Source organism: Bianquea renquensis, assembly GCF_014384895.1.
GTDB classification, from domain to species: Bacteria; Bacillota; Clostridia; order Lachnospirales; family Bianqueaceae; genus Bianquea; species Bianquea renquensis.
In genome coordinates this window covers 24,561-46,149 of sequence record NZ_JACRSQ010000025.1, presented here as the reverse complement: position 1 = coordinate 46,149, position 21,589 = coordinate 24,561, and the positions used below count along the sequence as shown (strand labels likewise).

Annotated in this window: 16 protein-coding genes and 1 riboswitch; of the genes, 9 read left to right on the top strand and 7 right to left on the bottom strand. The window is 52.9% G+C overall.

The genetic code is table 11. The features are described 5' to 3' along the window. Positions 1 to 83 precede the first annotated feature (83 nt). The 8 genes from H8730_RS13725 (at position 84) to thiH (ending at position 11,401) form a co-directional block, all read left to right on the top strand. A complete protein-coding gene (locus H8730_RS13725; protein ID WP_249289981.1) occupies positions 84 to 995 on the top strand; it encodes a signal peptidase I in 912 nt (303 codons plus the stop codon). 58 nt (positions 996 to 1,053) lie between these two features. Beyond that, the gene (locus tag H8730_RS13720) at positions 1,054 to 2,355 is read left to right on the top strand and encodes a hypothetical protein (RefSeq protein ID WP_249289979.1); all 1,302 of its coding nucleotides are present in this window, start codon (positions 1,054 to 1,056) and stop codon (positions 2,353 to 2,355) included. 36 nt (positions 2,356 to 2,391) lie between these two features. Then, positions 2,392 to 5,187 (top strand): DUF6273 domain-containing protein, encoded by a 2,796-nt coding sequence (locus tag H8730_RS13715; protein WP_249289977.1) that lies wholly within the window; start codon positions 2,392 to 2,394, stop codon positions 5,185 to 5,187. 128 nt (positions 5,188 to 5,315) lie between these two features. Continuing rightward, positions 5,316 to 8,099, top strand: coding sequence for a DUF7601 domain-containing protein (locus H8730_RS13710; protein WP_177719483.1), 2,784 nt, complete (start codon positions 5,316 to 5,318; stop codon positions 8,097 to 8,099). Positions 8,100 to 8,236: 137 nt separating this feature from the next. After that, a riboswitch (TPP riboswitch) is annotated at positions 8,237 to 8,344 on the top strand. 103 nt (positions 8,345 to 8,447) lie between these two features. Next, entirely contained in the window at positions 8,448 to 8,642 is a 195-nt protein-coding gene (gene thiS, locus H8730_RS13705; protein ID WP_177719484.1) for a sulfur carrier protein ThiS, read from the top strand. 2 nt (positions 8,643 to 8,644) lie between these two features. After that, on the top strand, positions 8,645 to 9,451 hold the full coding sequence (gene thiF, locus H8730_RS13700) for a sulfur carrier protein ThiS adenylyltransferase ThiF (RefSeq protein WP_177719485.1): 807 nt from the start codon (positions 8,645 to 8,647) through the stop codon (positions 9,449 to 9,451). Between the two features lie 76 nt (positions 9,452 to 9,527). Further along, a complete protein-coding gene (locus H8730_RS13695) occupies positions 9,528 to 10,292 on the top strand; it encodes a thiazole synthase (RefSeq protein ID WP_249289976.1) in 765 nt (254 codons plus the stop codon). A gap of 2 nt (positions 10,293 to 10,294) precedes the next feature. Continuing rightward, a complete protein-coding gene (gene thiH, locus H8730_RS13690) occupies positions 10,295 to 11,401 on the top strand; it encodes a 2-iminoacetate synthase ThiH (protein ID WP_177719487.1) in 1,107 nt (368 codons plus the stop codon). Positions 11,402 to 11,514: 113 nt separating this feature from the next. On the opposite strand, the gene H8730_RS13685 is transcribed toward thiH, so the two are convergent. The 7 genes from H8730_RS13685 to H8730_RS13655 all read right to left on the bottom strand — a co-directional run bounded on the left by H8730_RS13685 (position 11,515) and on the right by H8730_RS13655 (position 19,941). Next, entirely contained in the window at positions 11,515 to 12,423 is a 909-nt protein-coding gene (locus H8730_RS13685) for a carbohydrate ABC transporter permease (RefSeq protein WP_249289975.1), read from the bottom strand. Positions 12,424 to 12,436: 13 nt separating this feature from the next. Then, the gene (locus tag H8730_RS13680) at positions 12,437 to 13,390 is read right to left on the bottom strand and encodes an ABC transporter permease (RefSeq protein ID WP_177719488.1); all 954 of its coding nucleotides are present in this window, start codon (positions 13,388 to 13,390) and stop codon (positions 12,437 to 12,439) included. A 92-nt stretch (positions 13,391 to 13,482) separates the two neighbouring features. Then, positions 13,483 to 15,177 carry an extracellular solute-binding protein gene (locus H8730_RS13675; protein ID WP_177719489.1) on the bottom strand — a complete coding sequence of 565 codons (1,695 nt, stop codon included), beginning with the start codon at positions 15,175 to 15,177 and terminating at the stop codon, positions 13,483 to 13,485. 40 nt (positions 15,178 to 15,217) lie between these two features. After that, the gene (locus tag H8730_RS13670; protein WP_249289973.1) at positions 15,218 to 16,450 is read right to left on the bottom strand and encodes a Gfo/Idh/MocA family oxidoreductase; all 1,233 of its coding nucleotides are present in this window, start codon (positions 16,448 to 16,450) and stop codon (positions 15,218 to 15,220) included. Positions 16,451 to 17,026: 576 nt separating this feature from the next. After that, a complete protein-coding gene (locus H8730_RS13665) occupies positions 17,027 to 18,067 on the bottom strand; it encodes a DUF6807 domain-containing protein (protein ID WP_177719491.1) in 1,041 nt (346 codons plus the stop codon). After that, positions 18,064 to 18,891: a sugar phosphate isomerase/epimerase family protein gene (locus H8730_RS13660; protein WP_177719492.1), complete on the bottom strand. Its 828-nt coding sequence runs from the start codon at positions 18,889 to 18,891 to the stop codon at positions 18,064 to 18,066. Before H8730_RS13660 ends, H8730_RS13665 begins: the two co-directional genes overlap by 4 nt. Positions 18,892 to 18,903: 12 nt before the next feature. Then, entirely contained in the window at positions 18,904 to 19,941 is a 1,038-nt protein-coding gene (locus H8730_RS13655) for a Gfo/Idh/MocA family protein (RefSeq protein WP_177719493.1), read from the bottom strand. 491 nt (positions 19,942 to 20,432) lie between these two features. On the opposite strand from H8730_RS13655, the gene H8730_RS13650 reads away from it, so the two are divergent. Next, positions 20,433 to 21,518, top strand: a complete 1,086-nt coding sequence (locus H8730_RS13650; RefSeq protein WP_249289971.1) for a hypothetical protein — start codon at positions 20,433 to 20,435, stop codon at positions 21,516 to 21,518. Positions 21,519 to 21,589 lie beyond the last annotated feature (71 nt).

The following is a 21,589-nucleotide window of genomic DNA, read 5'->3' as shown; positions in this document are numbered from 1 at the left end:
TCCGGTATCCTGATGGAAAAAACTACAACAGAAGAGTTCTTCTGCTGTAAAGGGGGCAAGCCATAGCACTAAAGGAAATGAGTATGAGGGACGAACAGGAACAGAGCATAAAAGAGAAGACGTCCCCGCCGCGGGAGGATCCCCGAATCGATGTATTGATTGGGGCCTATCGCAATTTGGCGGTGAAAGTGGATCTGTTGCAGGAGCAAATCCTAGAGCAGGAAAAAGAACTGACCCGGCAGGACAAACGGTTAGCTGACGCGATTCTGGCGGAGGCGCAGAGGAAGAGAATCCCAGGGGAGGAGGGCCATGCTCCCCCAGCCGCCTGTAGCGAGCCCATGCCGGACAAGCTGGGGGAGAAGCGAGAACCTGTGGGACAGGAATCGAAACCGCAGCACAGCGCCAGCGCAAAAGCCGGGCCGAAAAAAGGCCGGGCATGGAAAATCATGGGGGAGTGCGTCTTCTATGGGCTGTTGCTCCTATTAATCCTGACTGCCCTGTTTATCCGCACTACCAGCGACGGCTCGCCTCGCAGTTTGGCAGGGTATTCCGGCATGATTGTCCTCACCGAATCCATGCAGAGCGAGATACCAAAGGGATCGCTGGTCATCGCCAAAACCGTAGACCCGGACATGCTGCAGATTGGGGACGACATCACCTATATGGCGAACCAGACCACCTCTGTCACCCACCGGATCGTGGGTATTATCGAGAATTACGAGAACACGGGGCAGAGGGCGTTCACTACCCAGGGCATTATGAACGCTCAGCCGGATAAGCAGCCGGTTCCTGCTGTCAATGTGGTGGGCAAGGTAGTGTTCCACAGCGAAACGCTGGGACTCGCAGCCAGCTTCATCCGCTCGTATTGGCCGCTCCTCCTGCTTGTGCTGGCGGTGGGCCTCGCGCTGATCCATGTGCTGGGGCGCATCTTCAAAAGTCCTCCCAAAAAAAAGGCGGAGCAGGACACAGCCGAACAACCTAATCGGGGCGTATAAAAAGGAAGCTTTCCTTTTTTATACATAGCGAATACTTAATGAAAGGACGAGGAATCAAATGGTAAAGGAAAAGACCCAAAAACGCAAAGTTACCTCGGCGGTAACGGCGGTGGTGGCCGCAGCCGTCATTCTGCTGACGGGCACCTTTGCGTGGCAGAGCATTAGCCAGACGGCTCTCAATGAAACCACCGTCACATACGTCAATCCCGGTGGCCGTCTGCACGACGATTTCAACGGCAGCAACAAGGATGTGTATGTGGAAAATTTCAGTAGCTATGATACGGGAGGCGTGCCCATCTTCGCCCGTGTCCGTCTGGACGAGTATATGGAAATTGGCAAGGGCGCGGGTCTCAAAGCCGGAGGCACGGGGACAAATGAGGCAACCCCGGTGGTGGCCGGGACAGACATCAACGACGTATCCACTTGGACGGCCCATGTCCCGGGCACCAGCGTTACAGAGGGAGCGGAAGGGGACTTCCATACCTACTGGACTTGGACAATGGGCGGAGAAACCGTGTTTTTGCCCACGTTCAACAAGAACAAGGACAGTCTAGAGGCGGACATCAACGGAACCTTTGCCGGGCCGGACGGCGACCCTGCGACCAAAGAGGATCGCTATGGGGATTATGAGACCTACACGGCTGGACAGCAGATCACCGCCGGCGCCACCTATGACGCGGACGATAACGACATTGACGAGGGCGGCAACGGCGTGGAGAACGTAAACTATACGGTCAACAGCGAAACCCACACCGCCAAAGCTACGCAGACAGCCACCGTGCTGACGATGGCGGAGTGGAAAGCGCAGGGGGCACCGGTGGGCCCGTATTGGGTGTACGACACGGATGGCTGGGCGTATTGGGCGCAGCCGATCCTTCCCGGCGAAGCCACCGGCCTGCTGCTGGACGGCATTGAGCTGAACGAGGTCATTCAGGACGACTGGTATTACGGCATTAATGTGGTTGGCCAGTTCTCGGACGGAGGCGATTGGGGCCAGGCGGAAGGCAACGGCTTCTATACCGACGCGGCCAGCGTCCCCAGCGCGGACGCGTTGGAGCTTCTGAATAAGGCGCTGGCGGAAAAGATCGCAGTAACGGTTTCTTCAGCGGACGGCGTAACGACCGTAGCCTCCGGATCAACCCTCCAATTTAGCGCAGCGGTGACGCTGGCGGGTGAGACGATCGCCAACCAGAATGTGAGTTGGACGGTTTCCGGCAATACTTCGGAGGATACCACCGTCGACACCGATGGCCTGTTGACGGTAGGGAGCGATGAGGCCGCCGGTACGCTGATTATCAAGGCGACGTCGAAAGAAAATATCCGTGTTTCCGGGGATATGGAAATAACCGTCAATGGCTAATATCCAGCGAAATTTGTCAAGAAAGGGGAATTCACATTGAGCAAGGTAAAAAATCGTAAAGTTGTTTCGGCTGTGATGGCGGTTGTGGTCGCAACGGCCATACTGCTGACGGGCACCTTTGCGTGGCAGTCCATTAGCCAAATGGCGCTGAACGAAGTGGCCGAAGAATACGTCAATCCAGGTGGCCGTCTGCACGATGATTTCGACGGCGTCAACAAGGATGTATATGTGGAAAACTTCATGGGCGAAGGGGAAGCGGGCGGCGTGCCCATCTATGCAAGGGTGCGCTTGGATGAATATCTGGAAACTGGCCTGGGCGCCGGAATCAAGGACGGCATGGATGGCGAGAATCTGGCCACCCCGCTGGTGGCCGGGACAGACATCAACGATGTCACGACATGGACGACCCACCTGCCGGAAGAAGGCGACCCAGCGGGCACGAACTCTGCGTTCCGGGAGTATTACACGTGGGAGATGGGCGGCAAGACCGTCTATATGCCCACCTTCCTGAAAAATCGGGATAGCCTAAAAGCCGACATCAACGGCACATACGCAGGGCCGGACGGCGACCCTGCTACCGATGAGGACCGATATGGGGACTATGAGACCTACACTGTCGGCCAGACCAAAACCGCCGACGCGGAATACGACGCGGACGACAATGACATCGACGAGGGCGATGCCGGCGTGGAGGACGTAAACTATACCCTTCAAAGCGAAACCCACACCGCAGCGGAAACGCTGGAGGCCCAAGTGCTGACGATGGCGCAGTGGAAAGCAATGGGTGCCCCAGCTGGCCCGTATTGGGTGTACGACACGGACGGTTGGGCTTACTGGGCGCAGGCCATCCAGCCGGGCGAAGCGACGGGCCTTTTGCTAAATGGCATCCATCTTGAAAAGACCATGACAACGGATTGCTACTACGGCATTCACGTTGTCGCACAGTTTACCGACGGACGGGACGGCGACTGGGGCAAAGGGGCTGGCAACGGATTCTACACCCCGGACGCTGGGCCGGAACCCAGCATCGACGCGTTACAGCTTCTCCACCAGGCGGCGGGCGAGCTCTTGAAGGTCACGGTATCTTCTGAGAATAATGCAATCACGGTCAAGACGGCCTCCAATCTGCAATTTAACGCCGCAGTGACCATCGCGGATACCGCCATCACCAATCAGGGTGTGACGTGGACGCTGGAGGGCAATACCTCCTCTGGGACGTCCCTCAATGATGCCGGTCTCTTAACGGTTGCGGCCAACGAGCCGGTGGGCACAGTGCTGACGGTGAAAGCCACGTCTCAGGAAAACGACACCGCCATGGGTGAAATGCAGGTGACGGTAGTGGCGGCGGCGGACGGCGTTGTTATTTCCTCGGCAGACGGCGCCACCAGCGTCAAGCGGGGCCGGACGCTGCAATTCAGTGCCGCTGTGAGCAACCAAGGCTCCCAGGACGGCGTATCGCAGGATGTGACATGGACAGTATCCGGCAACACGGCATCGGACACTTCCATCAGCGACGAGGGCCTTTTAACGGTTGGGCTGGAGGAAACCGTGGGGAATGTGCTGACGATTAAGGCCACGTCCATGGTGAACAACGCGGCGGTGGGCGATGCAACTGTGACGATTCTGGTGCTGGGAGACGGGGTGACGGTGGCCTCGGCGGGCAACGCCACTACGGTGAAAACAGCTAGAACACTCCAGTTTACCGCAGCCGTGCTGGATGAGGGTTCATCGGACGGAGTGCCCCAGGGCGTCACCTGGGCGGTATCCGGCAATACATCTTCCAGCACTGCCATTAGCACCAGCGGCTTGCTGACCGTTGGAGAAGATGAGACGGCTGGTGGCACACTGACCATTAAGGCGACTTCCGTTGTCAACAGCGCAGCAGTGGGAACCAAGACGGTGACGGTGAATCCGTTGGCGGATACGGTGACGGTTTCGACCACGGCAACAATGCCGTTAGCAGCAGGCGAGACACGTCAGTACAGCGCGCAGGTAACGGGAGAGGGATCTACCACAGGCGTACCCCAAAATGTTACCTGGACGGTATCCGGCAATACATCTTCCAGCACGGCCATCAGTTCCGGCGGTCTGCTGACCGTGGGGGCAGATGAAGACCTTAACAACACGTTGACTGTCACGGCTACCTCTACTGCAGGTTCCTCTGTTTTTGGCACCAAAACGGTAGTAGTTAATTTTGAGAAATCAGTGGCAAACGTTACGGCAGGCAGTACCACAACCGTTACGATTGACGGTATCAAGTGGTATGTACTGGTGAAGGATGGAAACAAAGCATTGCTCCTTCCCAAAGATATTTTGGAAGTTAACAGACCTATTAATTCGTCTTCAATAGACCCTAATAGTCCCAAATGGAAAGGTAGTGCTATGGAGACTTACTTAAATGATGAATGGCTGAGCAGCAAACCTGTGTTAAGCCAGAAGGCAATGTCCACGACTATTTATACTCGTTCCACTTGGGATGCGGATGAAGATACCTTTGATACAACAACGGATAAAGTGTTTTTGTTGAGTGAAGCGGATGTATTTGGAACGATGGATGATAAAACTGCTGTTGCAAAAGATTATACCTATAATGGAACTATGCTACCTGCACCGGGTGGAAGCTGGAAAGCGACTTATAATGACACTCGTGCTTGGTGGTTTTTACGCTCACCGAAATGGTCATCTTCTAATCCTATTGTGGGTATGGCTATAGTCAATCATAATGGAAATTCTAGTATGTACGGAAGTTACTACTGTAGCGACTACGATGGTATTAGAGGTGGCGGTGTGCGTCCTGCTTTGTGGGTGACGACAGGAACCTACACGTCGTAATAATCTTACCGAATAAAGCGATCATAGTTCAAAGGGAATGGTTCCCAGCAGGTAGCAACTCCCGCCTGCTGTGCTTGCGGCAGGCAACCGAAATGAATATATCTATAGAAGAAAGGAGGGGCTTTGCCATGCGCATAGCGATATATCGGTCAGTTAGTATGATGCTGGCGGCAGTATTTGTGTTAAGCGGCCTTATCACCGGCACGCTGGGCTGGCAAAGCCTCGGCCAGCAGGCCAAAAACGAAACCCAAAGCCAGCTCATCGCCTACGCCGACGTGGAGCTTACGAAACTGGAAAGGGACACGGAGGGCAACGAAACAATCACACCCGTCCCAGGCGCGGCCTTTTCCATCTTTACTTCTGACGGCGAGCCGCTTGGCGGCCGGTATATCACCGATGAAAAGGGTAAAATTGCCGTGCAGCTTCCGGCGGGCTCCTACTACTTCGAAGAGATCGCCCCCAGCACGGGCTTTACCTTCGATACCGACAAAACCGGCCAGCGGATTATCCGCTACCCCTTCACCGTCACCGGCGAGGAAACGGAGCCTGTCATGGTCACCGCCTACAACGTCCGGCTGCAAGGGACGCTCTCGGTGCAAAAGGTCGTCGAGAACGCGGACAATTCCCCGCTGACCGAGGAACAAAAGCAGCAAGAGTTTACTTTTACCGTCGCCTTCTCAGACGGCGGCGACTATTCGTATTCCATTGACGATGGAGAGCCGCAAGAGCTTTCCAGCGACGGCACGCTCACCCTCAAGCACGGCCAGACCGCCGTGTTTGAGAGTGTCCCGGTGGGCGTGGCCTACTCCGTTGCCGAGCAGCCCGTCCCCGACTATACTGTATCCGGCACCGGCCACAGGGGTACGATCACCGAAGATGGCTGTGCGGCGGTGTTTACCAATACCTACGCCCGCAGCCAGACAGGAAGCCTGACAGTTTCCAAAGAAGTGACCGGCACCGGCGCGGATTTGCAGAAGGAGTTTACCTTTACCGCCGTAATAAACGGGCAGACGGAAACCTTTGTCCTGAAGCACGGCGAGAGTAAAACCTTTTTCGGCCTGCCTGTGGCGGCGACGTACACCGTCACCGAAGCCGATTATACCGCCGAGGGCTATACCGCCACTGTTGCGGAGTACATCGGGCAGATCACCGGCAATGAGACCGTGTTGCTTCCCTTTGTCAATGTGTATGAGCCAGCCGACGAGCCGGGGAGTCTGACGGTGGAAAAGGAAGTTGTGGGCGACAATGCCGCCCTGGATAAGGAATTTGAGTTCACCGTTATTTTTTCCGATAGCGGAACATATCCGTATTCCATCGACGGCGGTGAGCCGCGGCAGCTAACAAGCGGCGGTGCGCTTCACTTAAAGCATGGTCAGACCGCCGTGTTCGAGGAGATCCCGGGCGGCACGGCCTACACCGTTAAAGAAACCGGCTCCGGCGGATATCTAGCCGGTGTAATGGAGGTTTCCGGTGTCATCACTGGCGGAAGCAATGCTGCTGTCCGGTTCCAGAACCGGACGCCGGATGAGCCGGAGGAAGTCGCGGTCCTCCGCGTTACCAAGAGGCTGGCGGGCGAATACCCGGAGGCGGACGAAAACAGAGAGTTCCGCTTTACCATTGTCATTGACGGTGCGGATATGGAATTTACACTCAAACCCGGCGAGGCCAGGGAATTTGAAGTTCCAGCCGGGGTACAGTATGAAGTCAGGGAGGACGACTATTATCCCGAAGGGTACAGCCAGTCTGTCGCAAACGGCTATGGCGTCACCCTTTCCGGTCAGACGGTGGAGGTTATCGTTACCAACACCTTTGAAAAAGACCGGGTACAGATGGAAATCGAGGGTGAAAAGACGTGGGAGCTGGGCGGTTACGACAAAAGCGTGCTGCCGGAGGCCATCACGGTCCGGCTCATGCAGGACGGCCTGCTTGCAGAGGAGCAGCAAGTCACCCCGGACGACAACGGCCAATGGCGTTACCGCTTTACTGTGCCCAAGTATGACGCGGAGGGCAATGAAATCCGATATACCATTGAAGAAGCGCCGCTGGACTGCTTCACCGCTACCTATGACGGCCTGAATATTGTCAACACCTATATTCCGCCAATATCCGTTGACCCGCCGGTCATCCGAAAGGTCGTGGAGGGTGAAAGTGCGCCCGAAACGCAGTTTTCCTTCCTGCTGAAAGGCGAATCTGATGCGCCTATGCCGGAGGGCGCGGACGGTGGCGCCAAAATTATCGCGATCACCGGCAGCGGTGAGGCTGAGCTGGGCCGATTCATATTTGAGAAAGCAGGAGTCTATATCTATACAATTTCCGAGTTGAACGGCGGCGAGGAAGAATGGAGATATGATAACGCCCTCTATACCCTGACGATCACCGTCACCCAGCAGGAGGGGAGGCTGACGGCTGCCCAAAGCCTTGTGAAAAACGGACAGGCGGCGGAAAGGATCGAGTTTGTCAACCGCTATGAGTCGGATCTAGGGGAGGATACGGTGAGGATCAAGGGCACAAAGACGTGGGAGCATGGGGACAACCCCAATCCCCCCGATTCCATCACCGTGGAGGTTTACGCCGACGGCCAGCTTGCCGTCCAGCGGGTGGTAACAGCCAGGGACGGATGGGGGTACGCCTTTGAGATGACTCGTTACGCAGCCGACGGCCACGAAATTGTCTACACGATTGATGAGGTGGATGTACCCGGCTACGACAAGACCCTCCATGGATATGACCTTGTGAATACCTATCGTCCCGACACCCCAGTTGACCCGGATGTCCCCAGCAAGCCGGACAATCCTGACAGTCCACAGACGGGCGACACGGCCCCTATAGGACTGTGCGTTGCGCTGATGCTTCTAAGCCTGGGCGGGCTCATCGTCACCGCACTGTGGGGTGGAAAGAACGCGCGCAGTTGACAGATTGTTTTCATTCGGAAAACAGAAAGGGACATAACCCATTGAAAACCCAGCCTTGACAATTTCCATAGACAAGCCTATAATAGATATATGCTCTGCACGATTCGGTTTCGCAGGCGCATAAAAAAGAAACTAAGCAGACAAAACTGGAGAGCTGATGCAATCAGCTGAGAGTGAGGTACCGTCCTCAGATCCATTGAACCTGTGCGGTTAATTCCGACGTAGGGAGTTTTGCGCTTTATTATGGCATATGGTTTTTATAGGCCCTTGCATAATAGAACCCAAAGACTAAGCTTACGCGCGGAGGCTTAGTCTTTTATTTTATTGCATAGGAGAGAAGGTGAAACAATGCGCTTAAATGGAAGGGACATCGCGCTTGAAACCGCGATTCCACTGCTTCAGGTATTGGAGAAGTTTCAGTATGATCCGGCAAAAATAGCCGTCGAGCGAAATGGAGACATCATTCCTAAATCCATGTATAGTCAGACAGAAATTCAACCGGATGATTGTTTGGAAATTGTAAGCTTTGTAGGAGGGGGTTGACTGTGCGGCTGCAAGTGAATGGACATCCCGTGGACTATACAGGGGCACCATTTTTGTGGAGCCTTCGCAGCGCTATGGCCCCCGCCAGCGAAGTAACCATCGTCAACGGGTATCACACCAATGAAAACCAACGGCTGCGGGAGGGCGATCAAGTTGTCTTGATTCAAAAGGGGCAGACTCCTCTCCGCGAAGAGCTGGAGGCCATGCTGCTGGCGCGGCTCACGCCGGGCGTGTACGAGCGTGTCCGCTCAGCCAAAGTTGGAATCGCAGGCCTTGGCGGACTCGGCTCTAACATTGCGATGATGTTAGCCCGAACCGGCATTGGACTCCTGGTACTCGCTGATTTTGACACAGTGGAACCCAGCAATCTCAACCGGCAATGTTATGGCGTATCCCATCTGGGAATGCAAAAGACGGACGCCTGTGCCAACCAAATTCGGGAAATCAACCCTCTCGTCCAGGTCCAAACATATCCGCACAGAATCACGGCCCGTAACGCAGTCTCCTGTTTCGGTGCCTGCGATATCGTCTGTGAAGCCTTCGACAATCCATGTGCGAAAGCGGAGTTAATCAATGCCATACTGGAAATGGAAAAGGGACCTATTCTCGTCAGCGGATCCGGTATGGCTGGCATGGACAGCGCAAATCGGATCCACACGAGGCGAGCGTTACGGCGCTTGTACGTATGTGGGGACGAGACCTCAGAGGCGCGAGAGGGGGTGGGGCTCATGGCCCCTCGCGTTACCGTCTGCGCGGGGCATCAGGCGAACATGGCGCTTCGCCTGCTGATGGGTGAGACCGAGCCATAAAGAGTTCGCTCCGCAAACTTTGGTCAGGTTTCTATAGGATACAAAAGGCCGCTCAGGGCGGCAGATGGAGGATAGTATGGATGAATTGATAATCGGGGGCAGACCCTTTACATCCCGTTTACTTCTCGGAACGGGAAAGTTTTCCTTATCCAAAATGGCTGATGTCATACAAAGAGGGGAAACGCAGATCGTGACCCTTGCTCTTCGCCGGGCGAATCAGGGAGGCGAGGAAAATATTTTGGACTATGTTCCGGAGGGCATCACGCTCTTGCCCAACACGTCCGGCGCACGCAACGCTAAGGAGGCGGTTCGAATCGCCCGCCTGGCTAGAGAGCTGGGGTGCGGTGATTTTGTCAAGATTGAGGTCATTCGGGATACAAAATATTTGATGCCGGACAATCAGGAGACCCTTTTGGCCACTGAGATTCTGGCAAAAGAAGGATTTGTGGTGCTGCCGTACATCCATCCGGATCTCAATGTGGCCCGCGATCTCAAAGACGCCGGTGCCGCGGCGGTTATGCCCCTTGGCGCTCCCATCGGAAGCAACATGGGGCTGCGCTCGAAGGACTTTATTCAGATGCTTATTGATGAGATGGATTTGCCCATCATTGTGGACGCAGGGATCGGCAAGCCATCCCAGGCCTGCGAGGCTATGGAGATGGGCGCTGCTGCGGTCCTCGTCAATACGGCGGTTGCGACGGCGCAGGACCCAGCGGCCATGGCGGCTGCCTTCAAGCTGGCGGTGGAGTCGGGACGTCAAGCGTATCTGGCAGGGCTTGGCCGGGTTTTGAATCTGACGGCGCAGGCATCCTCCCCGCTGACAGGATTTTTGGAGGCGTGAAGATGGAAACGACAATCTTAGAACAGGTGACAGCCGCTAGGGATGCGGTTGATTTCTCTGCGTTCACCTCCCACGATGTATTTTGTGCCCTGGAAAAGCAAACGCTAACGCCGGTGGACTTGGCGGCCCTGCTCTCCCCCGCGGCTGCACCGTATCTGGAGCCCATGGCGCAGCGGGCTAAAGTGCTGACAGCCACACATTTTGGCAACAGCGTGGGACTCTACACACCCTTATATATCGCCAACTTCTGTGTTAACCACTGCGTGTACTGTGGATTCAACTGTAAAAACCAGATTCACCGGGGAAAGCTTACGGAGGAGGAAATTGACCATGAGCTCTCCGCTATCGCAAAAACCGGCTTAAAGGAAATCTTACTGTTGACGGGGGAATCCAAATCGCAGTCCAATGTAGCCTATATCGGCCGGGCTGTCGAGATTGCCAAAGAATATTTCACTGCCATCGGCATTGAAGTCTATCCCATGGATGTGGAGGAGTACGCCTACCTGCATGAAAAAGGCGCTGATTTTGTCAGCGTCTATCAAGAAACCTATGACCAAACACGGTATCAGGAGGTACACCTGGCGGGCCCGAAACGGAACTTTGCCTATCGCTTCAACGCGCAGGAACGAGCGCTACAAGGCGGTATGCGGGGAGTCTGCGGCGGAGCGCTGCTCGGCCTTGGCGATTTCCGGAGGGACGCTTACGCTGGCGCTCTCCACATGAGTCTGCTGCAAAAGCGGTATCCCCATGCCGAGGTATCCTTCTCCGTTCCCCGTCTGCGCCCTTATAAGAATAACGCAGACAATAGCCCCAACGATGTCCACGAGCCACAGCTCCTACAGATTATGCTAGCCCTCCGGATCTACATGCCCTTTGCCGGTATCAATATATCCACGCGAGAGCGGGCTGGTTTTCGGGATCATGTTATTGGACTGTGCGCAACCAAAATATCTGCCGGTGTCAAAACGGGCGTCGGCGGACACGAAGAGGAGGCAAAGGGAGATGAGCAATTCCAGATTTCGGACCCCCGCTCCGTTTCGGATATCCATGCCATGCTTTTACAGCGGGGACTACAGCCTGTTTACACCGATTACCTGTATGGAACCTAATGACAAGATCCAGAAGTAAAAAGGAAGCGCGGAGGCGATTCAAATGCATCCGCGCGATTTTTTCATTTTTGGGGATAATCATTCATAGTAGTCTCCTCTGTCAGGGAATGCCATTACTCCTTGATGGCGCCGATCATGACGCCCTGAGCAAAGTATTTCTGTAAGAAGGGGTAAATGCAGAGGATGGGGAGGATGACGACAATGATGGTGGCATACTTAGTCTGCATGGCTTCCATAGCCAGCTGGAGGAGATCGCCATCGCCCTCGGCCAGCTGGTCCTGCGCCAACACCAGAAGCTTAACCAAATACATCTGAAGAGGTTGAAGCTTGATATCGGGGACGTAAAGGAGAGCGTTGAAATAGCTATTCCAGTGGCCGACAGCGTAAAAGAGGGTGAGGACGGCCACAATGGGCTTGGAGAGGGGAACGACGATTTTCCACAGAATGGTACCCTCGCCAGCGCCATCGATGGAGGCGGATTCCATCAAGCTCTCAGGAATGCCCATGAAGAAAGTGCGAGCGAGAATCATGTTGAAGACGCTGATGGCGTTGGGGAGAATCATCGCCCAGCGGGTATTGTAGAGACCTAAGTTTTTGATAAGCAAAAAGTTGGGGATCATGCCCCCGCTGAAGAGGGTGGTGAAGACGATCAACAGGGAGATGAAGTTGCGGCCCCAGAAGCGCCTGCGGGAGAGTGGGTAGGCGGTCATGCAGGTGAAGATGACATTGACGATGGTGCCGACAATGGTGTAGTACAGGGTATTGCCGTAGGCGACCCAGATGGAGGAGTCGGAGAAAACCTTTTTGTAGGATTTCAGATTAAAGCCTTTGGGAAGGAGCCAGACCTCCTGACGGAGCACGCTGCCCTGATCGCTTAAGGACATGCTGAGAACGTAGAGAAAAGGATAGAGGGTGATAATAAGGACAAGGATCATAACGAGAATGGTGATACAATAGACAACCCGGTCGGAGAAGCTCTCGCGAATGCGGTTGTGCCGGCGGGAAGAAGAAAAACCAAACAAGGAAAGCACCTCCTTACCAGAGTGAAGTTTCGGAAACTTTGCGGCTAATCTTATTGACAGTACAGATGAGGATGAGATTGATGACAGAATTGAAGAAGTCAACAGCGGTACTAAAGCTGAACTGACCATCGAGGACACCGCGGCGGTAGACGTAGGTGGAAATGACGTCGGCGGTCTCATAGGTGGCGGGGGAGTAGAGAAGGTTGACCTTCTCAAAGCCGACGCTCATGATGCTGCCGAAGCGGAGGATGAGCATGATGATGACAGTGGGAAGGATACCGGGGAGAGTGACGTGGAACATAATCTGAAGGCGCTTGGCGCCGTCGACGCGAGCGGCCTCATAGAGCTGAGGATCCACAGCGGAGATGGCAGAGAGATAGATAATGGAATCGTAGCCGAAGTTCTGCCAAATGCCGGAGACAACATAGATGGTGCGGAACCAGGAAGGCTCGCTGAGGAAATTGATGGGGGTGCCGCCGAGAGACTTGATGATGACATTGACAATGCCGTCGTAGGGATTGAGAAAGCTTTGGACCATGCCGACGAGAACGACGACGGAGATAAAGTGAGGGAGATAGCTGACGGTCTGGACGACCTTTTTGAAGGGGCCGTCGCGGAGCTCGTTTAAGAAGAGGGCAAAGATAATAGGGACAGGAAAGCCCCAGAGCAGGCTATAGACGCTGATGAGAATGGTGTTGCGGACGAGTCTGGAGAAATAGGCAGAGTGGAAGAAGTCGAGAAAGTACCTGAGGCCGACCCACTGACTGCCGAGGATTCCCTTGGAAGGGCGATAATCCTCAAAGGCCATGAGCACGCCGAACATGGGAACGTACTTGAAGATGATAAAATAAGCAAGGCCGGGGAGGATGAGAAGCCACAACATACGGTCGCGCTTTATGTAAAAGAGAGCCTTTTTCGGAGTGGTTCTCATTTTTTTCCGGGCAATTGCAGAAGTCGAATTAGCCATGATACGCCTCCGTCAGAAAATATCAAAATAAGGAAAAAGGCTGCCGCCTTTTCTAGCCTACAACAAGGCAGCAGCCGAAGAGAGGTGAAACCTTACTTCAAGGCTTCCAGGTAACGGTCATACTGAGCCTGCCGAACTTCGAGAACCTTGTCGAGGCCCATTGAATAGAGGCCATCTACGTAGTCATCAAACTTGTCCAAGCTTTCCCGGCCCATGACGAAATTCACCATCATCTCTTTCACGCGAGTCTCGATATCCGACATATACTGTCCGTAAGTGGCGGTCTCGTCCTCGGTCATGAGCATACGGCGGGGGAAGGCCTGGGTCAGATAGGGCTGCATGTTTTCCGCGGCCTGCGTTAACTCCGGATCCTCTTTGTTGGTCTGAAGAACACCGTGGGACCAGTAGCCGTTAAGAGCGCGGGTGAAGGGGAAGTAAGGCATACCGCCCAAAGAACGAATGACAGAGACCATCCCCATGTCAGGATTGTCCAGGGCATAGGAGGTGTAAACGGGAAGCCCATCGGAGCCGATCTCATAGCTCTGACCTTCAATTCCAAAGCACATGCCATAGACAGCGGACTGGCTGGCATAGCAGTAGTCGATAAACTTGAACTTCGTATCCAGGTCATCACAGTCCTTGGAGAAGCCCCAGGTCAAAACGGTCGGGCCACCAATAGGTACGATGGAGGGATCCGAGTTGGCATCCTTTTTCGGAGGAGTGGGGACAGCTACGTATTTGCCGTCGATGTTGGAGCTTTCAAGAAGTTTGTTGTACTGCGCAATATAGTTGACAAGGGACGTGGTACTGCCAACCAAACCCTGTCCGAGCTGTTTGTTGGTGGTGTCCGCATCGCGGTTGGCGAAGTCCTGACTCATCAGGCCTTCGGAATAGATCTTGTTAGCCCAAGTGAGGAACTCTTTCAGCTCCGGCTGAGCATAACCGTACTGGACTTTGCCATTTTCATCGACCATCCAGCCGTTGGACTCAATGTCAGTGTTCAGACCGTAAGTGTCACCAAGGGCACTCACAATATCACCGGTGAGGAAGGGGATTTCATCCCGCTCGCCATTTCCGTTGGCATCCTGCTCCAGGAAGGTTTTCCAGCAGTTGTACCAGTCATCCAGGGTCTCCGGCATGTCGAGATCAAACTTCTCCAGCCAGTCTTCCCGGATCATCCAGCAACCGGGGTCGGTGAGATAGCTACCCGCGATATCGCTGCTGAAGAAGTAGACTTCCCCGTCAGGCCCTGTGACAAAGGGTCTCATGTAGGGGTTGGCTTCGAAGTACTGTTTGGTGTAGTACCCGTACTTCTCCAACTGCTCTGTGATGGGGACGATGAGGCCGTCGTTGACGTACTTCATGGGAGATCCATCGGGAACATCGATGAAGTCGGCAAGGTCGACGCCGGCAGCCAACTGTGTCTGGATGACGGAATCATAGTCGCTGCTGGGGGTAACCCGCCAGTCAATCTTGATCCCGGTTTCCTCTTCCAGCTTGGTCCACACGGGGAGGCCGTCGGTGTAGGAGTAGCCCTTCACCTTACAGTCCGGGGACGAGATGGAGATGGTGACAGAGCCGTCGGTGACAATGGGCAGATCATAGGGCTGATCGGCCGAGGGGGTTGAAGAGTCCGCCTCGGAGCTGTTGTTGGAAACCGTGGATGTTTCCGAGCTGTTGCCTGAGGGAGTTGAGCTGCTATCGCCGCCGCCGCTCTTGCAGGACGTAAGCAGGAAGGAGGCTGCCAGAAGGGAAACGACTAGCAGTCTAGCAAAGTGCTTTTTCATTCAAATATCCTCCAATCATTTTTTTATTTATAGAATCCCTCTAGTAAGAGAGGGTATCTACATCGATCATATCTTGGATCCGAATGGGGGTACCCGTTTTGATACTCTCGTTGGCGCCAATTCCGATGAGAACAGACATGACGCCCTCCCGTGAACCTGCGTGTTGATGGAGAGAGGTGGGCTCCACCCCCCGCATCAAAGCGGAGAGGATGCGGTCGTCGGCGCCGCCGTGGTTGCCTTGGCGGGGAGGAGTATCGTATGTAATGAGATCCCCTTGGCGATTGTAAATTTTGATGTGGAAAAGAGAATCGCCGGATTCGGGTCCAGAGCTGTGTTCCCACGTCTCCAAACGGCCATTGGAGCCGCTGATGGAGAGTCGAAAGCCCTCATAGGGGCTGTGAGCGATCAAGGAATAGCTCAGGAGAGCGCCGCCAGAATACTGGACGCTGAGGGAGGTATTGTCGTACATGGTAATGGAGCTGTCGAAGGGACAGCGGTCGCGGAGATAGCCATCGGCATCCTCACAGTCAAAATAGAGTTCGCGGATGGTGGCGTTCTCCTCGCCCTTGAGATCAAACTCGCAGGAGGAACGGCGGGAGCAGGAGCGGCAAGTGGGGCCGTGTTGGCGTCGGTCATTGCCGTAAAATTCGCGAGTACCGATGGCATAGACGGAAACCGGATCCTGCTCAATGAGCCAGTTGATAATGTCGAAGTGGTGGGTGGCTTTGTGGACGAGAAGGCCACCGGAATTGTCCAACAAGCGGTGCCAGCGGCGGAAGTAACTGGCGCCGTGGGAGGTATCGAGAAGCTCTTGGAAATCGACGCTCATGACCTTGCCAATGGCGCCGGAGAGCATGACCTCCTTGAGTTTCTCCATGTGAGCCATGTAGCGCATGTTAAAGATGACAGAGATCTTGCGGTGATTGCGCCGCTCAGCGTCCAAAATGGCCTGGCATTGATCGGGGTGAATGGCAAGAGGCTTTTCGCATATGACGTCAAGGCCGCGGTCCAGAGAGCGAACGACATACTCGCTGTGGAATCGGTCCACGGTGGTGATGATGATGGTATCAGGGTTGGTGACATTCAGCATAGTATCGAAATCGGTAAAGGCGGGTGGGTTGCCGGCGAGATGCTGGGAGACGTATTCAACCCGTTTGGGGTTGATATCACAGAGACCAACCAGCTGGGCGCAGTCTTGAAAACGCTCAGAAATGGGCATACCATAGGACATATAGCCTCTTCCGCCTGTACCGACGATTGCAATTCGTTTCAAAATGGTTTCCTCCTATTTTTACGAGAGTATAGAAACTGCAAGCAGGATCATGACATGCAGCTGCAATGTGTGTTGCCTATGTTACAGTCTATAAAAATTACATATTGTAATGATCCTTCGTAAAATATAGCACTATACGAAAAAAGCCCCCCTTTTTTGTGGTGATCAGGGGACTTAACGGAATATATGCGATATGATTTTGACCAGAATTAGTGGCACATAGGAGTATAGATGGACTGTAGGTTTCCTGCATCAAACGAATCGGTTGATATCTCAAAATGACCAAGTATTTGACCAGTATAAGAGCGATAAAGTGTACCACGACTTCTGAATTTGACATTTACGCAAGATTTAGAACAGAAACTGCGGCGACCGAAATTGTAATTTTGCCGATTAAAAAAATTTAAAATAAGTAAATTGTCTAATATTTTAGAACAAATTTGATTATAATTGTGCTAATTCCACATATTTCTTCTTGACAAAGCCTTTCGTATAGTGCTATACTTTATGAAATTTGCCAAACAGTGGAAAATAATATAGAAAGTTTATCCAGGAGAGCAGAACAAATTTTAGGCGCTATCTCGCATAGACAAGAAAACGGTCAGCCGTATCCAGTGTGTTTTCGTGAAAGCAAATTCGGAATTTATACGTTAACGAGTAATGACGAGGGATCTTCAGTCCACCTTTGAAGTACAGATTATTGGCGGCAAACAGTCCATAATCGCGGATATGCCAAGTGGTGGGATAGCGTTCATTATCCTCGTGATCAAAGACGGCGATGCCGTATTGTTGTCCCCCCACCATGCCGGTGTAATCACACCAAGGGGCAGGACGTCCCCAACACTCCGCTTCGTTGCGCGCACCATATGCGTTGATAAAGCTTCCGCTGCGGTCCGCGCGCATCTCTTCGTTGATGCGGATGCCGAGCGGACCAGCCTCCTTGGTATTGCCAAACTGAACATCGCAGTAGGAAGCAGTAAAAGTAGTCTCGACATCGACATAGCGGCAACGGTCAGGTTGATTGTAAAAGGTAAAGGTGCGCTTTTCATCCAGGAGCGCATTGCCTTTTTTGTGGTCATACCAGATATTTTTGGCGGTGAATCCACCCCAGGCGGGGCCGCTCGTGATCTGGTCAAAGCCCTGATGGCGCTGCTCACCGACGGTCTCTCGATCTTCATTCCAAAAATCAATGCCATTGACATCGCCCACAGCGATAAAAACAGAGCGCTGGTGCGGGTGTTCCGTAGTCTCCAGATCCAATCGGGTATAGGAGGTACCCGCAGCAGTGTAGACAGGCCCCAGATAGGGCTTAAGTAAGCTGCGATCAAACACATATGAGGTAAACAGCTTGCCGCCTATGAAAATATCCAGTGCTTTCTGATCCTCCGCGGGTCTAACTTCAACGCCGCCTGCCGCGGGTTTATCGGATAGTTGTGCCGCAACTGCCTTATCGCAATCTAAGTCGGCAACCACGAGGACGCCATCCTCCTTTGGCTGGGCGGGATATATAATCCCATCCTCCGTAACAGCGGAGCAGCAATTCACCGGTATTCCGTCTGTCTTGATCCATACCGGCTCACCTGTGACAGCCCGGCGTCCTGTAATGCTGATTGTCATGAAAAAGCCTCCTCAAGAAATGCCCGAGCGGACATGATTTCGCTATTAAAATCTGTAAAGCCGCACTCTACGCTGACTCGACCACAATAGCCGGACGACTGGAGTGCCTGTGCGAATCCCATCAGATATTCGCCGCCGTCCCGCCCGGGATAGACTCGATCCGGCGGCTCGGCAACGTGGATATGGACTAGAATCTCTCGCTCTCTCTGCAAGACAGAGAAATCTTCCGCTTCGCAGTACATGTGAAATGCGTCAGCTAGCAAGCGAACTTTCGAAAGCTGGAGTGCATGAACCATCTCCGCGCCCTCGGCAACTGTGTTGAGAACGTTGCATTCTCTCCTGTTAAGCGGTTCGATGGCAATGGTAACGTCATACTGTTCCCCAAAGGCATTGCACATCCGCAAGAAATTATGGATTCCAGCGATACCTTCCTCCCGGCTCATTCCCTCTGGAATTCTTCGGGCCTTGCCGCTTCCGAAGACGATGGTGTCAATTCCGAGACGGGAGGCACGGGCTATGACGGTTTCGGTATAGCGCCGAAGGGCCTCCTGTTTTCCGGGTTCGAGAATCGGGAGATCACCGGGGATAAAACTATTGCAAACCTCCAGGGGAAGTTTCCCAGCCCCGTGGGCCTGCGCTAGACGGGCGACCTCTTCCTCAGAAAGCTCACAGAGAAGACCGGCGCAGATTTCTGAATAGCTGTAACCTGCCTCTGCGATGATTTGTGTGCCTTCCAGCAGGACACTCTCCGTTGAGGCTGGAATCTGTTCCTCGCCCTGCGGCATAAAGGAGCCGCCAGGAAGACAACATCCCAATCGCACCATATCTTCCCCTCCCTAGTCGATCTTGATGGTCTTTCCTGTGCGCGCAGATTCATAAATTGCACAGACAATCTTGACCGCCTTGATTCCCTCGCTGGGAACGATCTGCGGGTCGCGGTCATAGTAAACCGCGTCGATCATATCTTCTATCATGGAGGGATGACCAAGGACAAGGGTTGGATCACTGGCGGCAGCACCGGAATCCTGGTTATATTTCTGTAGCATCTCGGCCTCCTCGTTCTCAGGGGCGTCCATAAACTTCCATAAGGTAAGATTCCCCGTATTTGCCTCCATACTTCCTTTGGAGCCATATACTTTTAAGTGAGTGCCGACACCGGGATATGCGCAGGTAGTACTGACAAAGGTTGCAACCGCCCCGTTTTTAAAGCGAATGATGGAGGTGGTCATATCCTCAGTCTCAATCGTGTGATTGTAAATTCCCATAACAGAGGTAACGCTCTCCACGTCGCCCATGAGCCACTGCATCAGGTCAACCGTGTGGACTGCTTGATTCATGAGGGATCCGCCGCCGTCCATCTCCCATGTGCCGCGCCAGCCGCCGTTGTCATAATATTCTTGGTTGCGATACCATTTGACCTCAAAGGTGCCGATAATCAACTTTCCAATCCGGCCGCTGTCAATGGCGTCCTTCATGGGTTTCATACAGACATTGTTGCGGTTCTGGTGGACGACCCCAACCTTTTTGCCAGTGCGGATGCGGGCATCCTCGATCTTCTGAGCCGCCTCCGGCGTGATGTCAAGCGGTTTTTCTACTAAAACATGCTTGCCCGCTTCCATAGCCCGAACAGCAAAGTCCGCGTGCATGGCGCTGGGCAGAGCGATGCTGACAATTTCAATATCTGGATTTTTGAGCATCTCGTCAAAACTTTCATATGTAAGGATACCGGGGTGTTTTTCAACCGCCGCCTGTAGCCGATCTTGCAGTAGATCACAAACCGCAACCAGCTTTCCATGCTTTGAGTTTGCGGCAGCGTCGGCATGGCTTCTCCCGATGCCAAGTCCTACGACTGCATAACCGATTTTCCGTTCCAAAATACATTCCCCTTTTCGAATAATTTCTTTCATTATAGCATGGGGAATTTTGCCTCTCAAGGTCAAGAAATTCGTAAAATAGAAAAATCGGCCGCTTTTTATTGGAAATTTTTATTGTTGTTTTTATTGGGATATGTTACTATCAATCACTAAAATGGGCCAATAATTCTGAAAAAAATAGCCTTCATGGCAGTTCTTATGGGTATTTTCACGATTAATGCGCGCAATTGAACATTGGCGGCGAGAGAGCGCGGAGGAGGTGTAAAGAATTTTATTGGATTTGTATGGACAACGACTGGCTTGTATCGGATACCATCAATACAAGACGAAGTGAGGATATGTACAGCGCTCCGATATACCGGTGGTATCCTTTTTCTCCAAAAATCCCCATACGTCATTGATTTTCGAGAACCGGTGTGGTAAATTATACTTGGTGAGGGTCGGGAATGCATCGGAGTCATATCCCCATCATAACAAGGAGGTACATGCCTATGAATACTGCGAGACTAAATTCAGCCATATCGGAATTTATGACAAACAGAAAGATGAGGACCGATTATTATAAAAACAACTGGGACGAACGCATCTCGCAAAAAGAATTCTATCAAGCATTTACTAGGGAAAAACTGCTTACTATGACAGAGGAGGAGTTTCTCGAGTACATCAGCAAACTCTGGTCTATGATCATTTGGGGGAATAAGCAGTACGTGGTAGATAAGCTCATTGCTGACAATGGGTTTGACAATCTAAAAAAACAATTAGTTGAACTTTTATATGGAAATGCCCCTGTCGAAAAACGTTGGGATTCCTTTCTTAAAACTGTTAAAGGGCTTGGACCTGCCACAATCAGCGAACTTCTAACCTATGCAAACCCCGAAGAATATGTGATTCTAAATAGAACGACGATTCAGTGTTTTACGTATCTTGACATTCCGGGAATGCCAAAATACAACTATCAATATACAGGTAAAAAATATGTGGAAGTTTGTACCGTTGCCAAAAAAATTGCTGCTGTTTTAAGGGAGGCTGGTATAGAGAACATCGATCTGCTCACAGTTGACTATTTTCTGTGGGATGAGGTACTCCCCTTGGCAGAAAAAAATCCCAGTGACAAAAAAACGCAAGTGGCTCCTGCAAAGGAGAATCTGGTAACGACGAAGGAGTCAAAATCGTTGCATGAGGAGATCAAAGAAAAACTCGTTGCAATCGGTGAACTTTTGGGCTTTGAAAGCCGCGCGGAAGTGCGGATTACCGCTGGGGCTGTAGTGGATGCCGTGTGGGAAGCAAAGATTGGCAATATGGGCAAGGCAATCTACGTCTTTGAGGTTCAGTCGAGAGGCTCCATTGATAGCCTTATTCTAAATTTGAAAAAGGCTCAAAATAATGCAGCGGTACAGGCCGTTGTAGCGGTTGCTGACGAAGAGCAGCTGGCAAGGATCATCAAGGAAAGCAAAGGGGTCATTGCCGAAGAGGACCTTAGAACATGGGACTCTGAGGATGTTCTAGCAGTGTATGATGCCCTTGTCCGTGCCCATGAGTCAATCAACAAGTTGGCATTGGTACCCGAGAGTTTCTGAGGACATTTTGCGTTTTCTCTGCGTCCATAATATTCGAGAGTAGAAGTCAAGAAAACAATACCGGCCGTCCC